The sequence below is a fragment of the Bernardetia sp. genome (assembly GCF_020630935.1).
GTDB lineage: Bacteria > Bacteroidota > Bacteroidia > Cytophagales > Bernardetiaceae > Bernardetia.
On record NZ_JAHDIG010000014.1, the window covers coordinates 48,111 to 53,087 of the forward strand.

The window sequence follows — 4,977 nt, forward strand, 5'->3', positions numbered from 1 at the left end:
TAAAAGAGTTTATTCCTGCCTGTATTGCTACAAGGACACACTATTTGGATATTACTGGAGAAATTGAAGTCTTCGAATATGCCAAAACATTAAATGAGGAAGCAGAAGAAGCTGGAATTATGGTAATGTCTGGAGTTGGGTTTGATGTTGTGCCATCTGATTGTTTGGCAAAATTTTTAAAAGAAGAATTGCCCACAGCGACTGACTTAGAACTCGCTTTTATGGGACTAGGTGGAGTTTCGCAGGGAACTGCCATTACAGCTGTAGAAAATGCAGGGGGAGGAGGAATGATTCGTAAAAATGGAAAACTAACACCTGTCAAGACGGCTTACGAAACTAGAGAAATTGATTATGGAGTTAGAAAAATGAGTTCAGTAACCATTCCGTGGGGCGACGTTTCGACAGCCTACCATTCTACACAAATTCCAAACATTAAAGTTTTTATGGCGCAACCTCAAAAAGCCATAACAGCAATGAAAGCTAGTCATTATTTTTCATTTGCCCTAAAAAATGAATTTGTAAAAAATACTATTAAAAAACGTATCAAAGCTGGCTCAAAAGGACCTAACGAAGAAAAAAGAAATACAAGTCGTAGTTATTTGTGGGGAAAAGTCAGCGATGGAAAAAATGTAGTAGAAGGAAGGCTCATCACACCTGAAGGCTACAAACTTACTTCCCTAACAGCCATCTTGATTACAGAAAAGGTATTGGCAGGAAATTTCAAAACAGGTTATCAAACACCTTCTAGTGCGTATAGCAAACATCTGATTTTAGAAATAGAGGGAACAGAAATGACGGTAGTTTAATCATTTAAATATAATATGTAGAGCTAACGCATGCGTTAGCTCTACATATATGACTAATTTTTTGTTATCCATTAAAACTCTAGCCTCTTCTACGCTCCAAAAGAATCATCATCATCAGTCCTAGAAGGATTCTTTCTTCTTCTATTTCTGTCATTTCAGCTAGTTTTTCTATTTTGAATCTTCTACCAAAAAATGAAGGTTCTTTTTTTAGTTTGGCTACAATTTCTCCATTCGGACGAGTAACATTGTAACTAGGGTTAAAGAAATAGCCAGTAAGCATTCCCAAAACTGGAACATCAGACAATAAAGCATCCCCTACTTTTACCCACGCATTAGCTTCCTCAACAACAAAATCTTGATTATCTGAAATATCATAAATCTCATATTTTGCCTTCCAAATCGAACGCCAGCCTTTTCGTGCTACTCTACCTAAGTTTTTTCCAGACGCATCTTCAAAAGCATACGAAGCAGAAAAATCTAACCATTTATTGGCTTTGATAGAATATTTGAGCTCAGATTTAGAATCGTCTGTAAATAGATTGACTTCTTCTTTGAGTTTGAACATTTTTTGGCGTACATACGCTAATGTATCGCCGTGTGCATCAGCAGCAATAAAATCGTTGGCAAACGTACCAATTTTGAAAGTAAGATGAAGTGGAAATTGAAAATGACTCATAGTTTTTAATTTGAGGTAAATTTGGTTAAAATAAAATATATAAAATTAGCACAGAAGCAAGCTCACTAACAGCCCGAACTGTACATCACTTTTTCGTTTGATTTTGGTTTTTTATTGCCTTCATAGAGAATAGGTTCTAAAAACTTTGGAAGACTTGGCTTTTGTTCGGTTTCCAATATTTTTTGCCATTCTTCATCAGTTAGTCGTGTATCTAAGGCTTTTACAAATTCGTGATAGCTAAATGTTCCTCCACGAGTAAGATACAAATAGCCATCAATTTCTACGATAACAAAAATATCGTTTACCTTTCCTACTCCAACGTGTAAAATTCCTTTTTTATTAATATCAACACCATTTGTATAAATATCTGCCACTACGGCAACAGACTTATCAGGTCCTGTTACGTTTTCCCAGCTATCCAAATAAGAAAATTTATTATCGATAATAGAAAGTGTAAACATTTCTACTGCTCCACCAATGTATTCTAACTCTCTGTATTCTTGTTCGGTCAGCTTTTGTCCAGAGAGTTGCTTTTCAGATATTTTATTCAAAAACTCTATCTGTTCACGCATTTGAGTTGTTTTTGATTCGAAAGAAGCATATAAATTGTGTTTCTTCAAAAGCGTAGCATTCAAATCAACAAGTTCTAAAAGACGTTTCCAAAAAACAGCATTTGGCTCTACATATCCCAACGTATAAGGGTCTGGAGGTCCACCACCACCACATTCGGCAGCCATAGGCTGTTCGGCATAGAGAATCGCATCGTGTTTGAGTTCTGCCCACGATGCAAGACTTGTGTTTAGGGTTTTCAAATCCCATGCATCACTTTTCAAATGTACTGGCGTTCTGCTATCATACTCAAAACTTCCTAAAAGTGTATAAATCCATTTGTTATAAACAGCTTCGTCCCATTCATTATAATCTTTGAGTTTGCTTTGTAATTTTTCTAATCTTGGCATATACTCGTCCCAATTATTTTTTTCATCATAGACTTCTACCAAATTTTTCTCTGCAGCTTCATTGCCAAAGGCTGCCAAAACATCCAATCCTTTTGGAAACGGACGCTTAGAGGCTTTTCCTTCAACTACTTCTACCAATCGTTGCAAAATTTCATTGTCCACCAAATAGCGTTGAGGCATAAGATTGATTTTGTCTGGACAGCTTTTCTCAATTTCTGGTTTTATTTTGTTGAGTGTTTTGGCTAGAGTTTCTAGCTTTTTTCTAAGCGCATCTAAAGGAGCTTTTTGGGTAAGTGTTTGTGGCGACTGAATACCTATCTCTCCCAAAAGATTGACAATATTGAGAGTAGAAAGATTATCTGGTTCACCAATGAGGAAAGTAGTAGGTTCTAAAATTCCTTTATAAAGTTGAATGAGCGATTTTCCAGCAGATTTTTCTGTATTCAAAAAATGAGCATTCAGTGCCATTCTAAGCAAATGTTTGTCATTATCCAAGCATTGAGGGACAGTCTGAATCCACATCATAGCACGGAAATAATTTTTCAATGTTTCTTTTCTTGTGTAGTGTCCACGAGGTTTGAACAAGCTATATGCAAACTCAATATTCTGATAATCTAAAAATTCAGAGACATTGTCTTGTGCAGCCATCACATTTTTAATTTCTGTATCATAAAATGTTTTGTGTGCAGCTACAACTGGTTTATTTTTCTGATTTAGAAGATGAAGAGCTACAGCAAAATAGGTAGAGTTCCACTGGGCAGCTTCTTTTAATGTAGGGTCAGTTTCTTTTTGAGCCAGTTTATAATTTGCTTCATACAATCCTTCACAAAGATTAGCTAACATAGGTGCAAACTTTTCTTCTTCCAATGTTCTCAAAACATAGAGAAAATACATGTGGAAAAGCTGCAAATACATATCAGTCGTTACAAAGTTTGGTGTTTGTCTGTAATCATTTTCTTCATAGACGTGAAATAACTGAATGTTATCGTTGGGAACAATTACAAAACCGTTTTGTCCTAGTTTTTCTAAAAATCCTTGCTCTACTCCCTCATATTGCCAAAGATTTACTACATTATTGACATTTGGAACAGTGTTGCCATTTATTGTAATATAATTTTCTTTCTTTTTTTCTTCCTCTAAAGCCTTTATTTTATCTGTAAAAGCTTTTTCTTCTGCATTAAGCTCAACTGGAGGTATGCCCTTTCCATAATCTTCAGCTTCCCAACGGTTGTACATCAGTGAATCATACCAACCCTGTGCTGTAAAAAATCCACGTAAATCAGCACTCATAAAAAGATAGCCCTGTCTAGCAAAAAGTGCATTTCGCAGCAAACGGAGTTCCTCTAAAGACTTTCCAGACAAATCTTGATTGAGGTCAATATTATAATAATCGCCTTTGAGTAAGTCTTTTTGGTATGAAATAGAAATTTTTTCACTCTCTTCATTTGTCGTATTATCTGAAAGCTCTACTGTGGTAGTATCAGCAGAAACTGTATCATCTTGAGGCTTTTTTTTCGTATCACAGGAGACTAAAGCAAAATATAGAGATATGAAAACTAGTAGAATAGTATTGCTTTTCATTGGAACGGTAATTTGGTGTTGATATTTTTCTAAAATTGAATCCAAAATTTAGGTAAAAATAATTAGAAAATAAATTTTTAAGAGTTTCATTACTTTTCATTTTTTTCTACGGCTTTCTCTTTTTTAACTTTAAAGCCTTGCTTTTCCCACTCAATAATTCCTTCTTTTAGATTATAGACAAATAAATATCCTTTTTTTTGTAGCTCTTTAGCTATTTTCTGACTTCTTCTTCCACTTCTGCAAGCAATAATTAATTTTGTATTTGCAGAAAACTCTTTACTTTGTATTTCAAATTTATTTAAAAAATCACTTACTGGAATATGAATAATACTATCTACATCATAAGAAATAGTAGCTAGTTCGGTTTTTTCCCTCACATCAATCATGAGTACGCTGTCTTGTTGGAGAAGTAAAAAGACTTCTTTTGGTGCAAGCTGTTCTATATTATCAATTTTTTCATCATTGCTTTTCTTCCCTTCCTGTGCATATAGGTTAGGAAAAATAAGACAAGTGATAAAAAACACAGCAGCAATAAGAAAATTATTCATTTTTTATTTTTTGATCTAAAAATTTGATAATTAGAACTTTACAGAATAAATATTTATTTTTTTGTGATACATCACTAAAAATATTCTCACTATATTTTGTAAGTTAATAATTTATTCCTACCTTTGCACTCGCAACAACGAAAAAATATACTGGATCCGTAGCTCAACTGAATAGAGCACTACATTACGGCTGTAGAGGTTACAGGTTTGACTCCTGTCGGATTCACAAGTTTTATGATAGGTTGTTATTAGAAATAATAGCAACCTCATAAAATTAAGTTTGGAACTATTTTATATTTTGAGTAGTTTTGCTAATAATTACGATAAAGTCGTGATTATAAAATCAGAAAAATGGATCCGTAGCTCAACTGAATAGAGCACTACATTACGGCTGTAGAGGTTACAGG

4 protein-coding genes and 1 tRNA gene are annotated in these 4,977 nt (G+C 34.2%); 2 read left to right on the forward strand and 3 right to left on the reverse strand.

Annotated elements, in window-relative coordinates:
• Nucleotides 1-806: saccharopine dehydrogenase family protein (locus tag QZ659_RS05975; RefSeq protein ID WP_291723395.1), on the forward strand; the 806-nt coding region annotated here is incomplete at its 5' end.
• 79 nt (nucleotides 807-885) lie between these two features.
• On the opposite strand, the gene QZ659_RS05980 is transcribed toward QZ659_RS05975, so the two are convergent.
• From QZ659_RS05980 to QZ659_RS05990, 3 genes are all read right to left on the reverse strand, one after another.
• Nucleotides 886-1,482 (reverse strand): hypothetical protein, encoded by a 597-nt coding sequence (locus tag QZ659_RS05980; protein WP_291723398.1) that lies wholly within the window; start codon nucleotides 1,480-1,482, stop codon nucleotides 886-888.
• Nucleotides 1,483-1,547: 65 nt separating this feature from the next.
• Entirely contained in the window at nucleotides 1,548-4,067 is a 2,520-nt protein-coding gene (locus QZ659_RS05985; protein WP_291723402.1) for a DUF3160 domain-containing protein, read from the reverse strand.
• A gap of 44 nt (nucleotides 4,068-4,111) precedes the next feature.
• The gene (locus tag QZ659_RS05990) at nucleotides 4,112-4,570 is read right to left on the reverse strand and encodes a rhodanese-like domain-containing protein (RefSeq protein WP_291723406.1); all 459 of its coding nucleotides are present in this window, start codon (nucleotides 4,568-4,570) and stop codon (nucleotides 4,112-4,114) included.
• A gap of 152 nt (nucleotides 4,571-4,722) precedes the next feature.
• On the opposite strand from QZ659_RS05990, the gene QZ659_RS05995 reads away from it, so the two are divergent.
• A tRNA-Arg gene (locus tag QZ659_RS05995) sits at nucleotides 4,723-4,796 on the forward strand.
• Nucleotides 4,797-4,977: the final 181 nt, after the last annotated feature.